Genomic DNA, 984 nt, shown 5'->3' with positions numbered 1-984 from the left:
GTCCCGACCCCGCGCGGCCGCGTCGGCGTAGGCGGCGGCCGCGTCGTCGTACTGGCCCTGGAGGCGGAGGATCTCGCCGCGCAGGAACGCGGCCTCACCCTGGAGCGGCCGGTCCGTGACCGCGTCGAGCTCGCGCAGGGCCTCGGCCCACTCCCCGGACAGGTGGTGCAGCTCGGCGCGGCAGAGCGCCAGCACCCCGCTGAAGGAGGCGAGCTCGGGCGAGCGGGAGCGGAGACGGCCGATCGCCGCGGTCCACTCGCGCGCACGGGTGAGGTCGAGGAGCAGTCGGCAGCCGGCGATGACCGCGAGGTAGACCAGTATCTCGACCAGCGGCGAGGACAGCCGACGCGACGTGGCGGCGACCATCGCCTCGTCCATGAGTGCGCGGCCCTCGTCGGCACGGCCGGTGCGGATGAGCAGGTGACCGAGGGTCTGGCCGGTCAGCGCGACCGCGTCGACGTCCCGGTGCCGGCGGGCGATCTGGTTGACCTCGCGCGCCTTCGCGATCGCCTGGTCTCGGCCGGGGGACGCGTCACCGAGGATCGCCATGACCTCGAGGTAGGCGCTGGCTGCGCACTCGCCGTGCTCGTCGACGATCCGGCGGGCCGAGGCCATCCAGCCGGCGCTGTGGCCGGCCTCGCCGCGGATGAGGTGCATGATCCCGAGCCAGCACGCACACCGTGCCGCGCTCGGCGGGTCGTGGTGAGCCTCGAACGCCGCCGCGAGGTCCTCGAAGTAGGTCCGGGCGTCGCCGAGGAGGTAGGCGATCGTGCCGCGCAGCTCCAGGTCGGCCGGGGGGAGCCCGTCGACGCCCGCGAGCAGCTCGTGCGCCTCCCGCCACCGACCGGCGTCGGCGAGGGTGCGCGCGTTGACGATGCTGACGTCACGCCGTCGCCCCGAGCCTCCCGCCACCCGCAGCGGTTGTACGTCACCCACGGGCGAAAGTATGGATGAAACCTGCGGCCCCTGACCCGCCGTTCGCCG

Annotated in this window: 1 protein-coding gene; it reads right to left on the bottom strand. The window is 74.4% G+C overall.

What is annotated here, in order from left to right; all coding sequences use genetic code 11:
• A partial coding sequence (locus H0487_RS24425) for a tetratricopeptide repeat protein (RefSeq protein ID WP_183096450.1) occupies nt 1-936 on the bottom strand: 936 nt, incomplete at its 3' end.
• Nucleotides 937-984 lie beyond the last annotated feature (48 nt).

It is taken from the genome of Nocardioides stalactiti (assembly GCF_014180715.1).
GTDB lineage: Bacteria > Actinomycetota > Actinomycetes > Propionibacteriales > Nocardioidaceae > Nocardioides > Nocardioides stalactiti.
The sequence above is the reverse complement of the archived record's forward strand: the minus strand, read 5'-3'. Positions and strand labels throughout refer to the sequence as shown.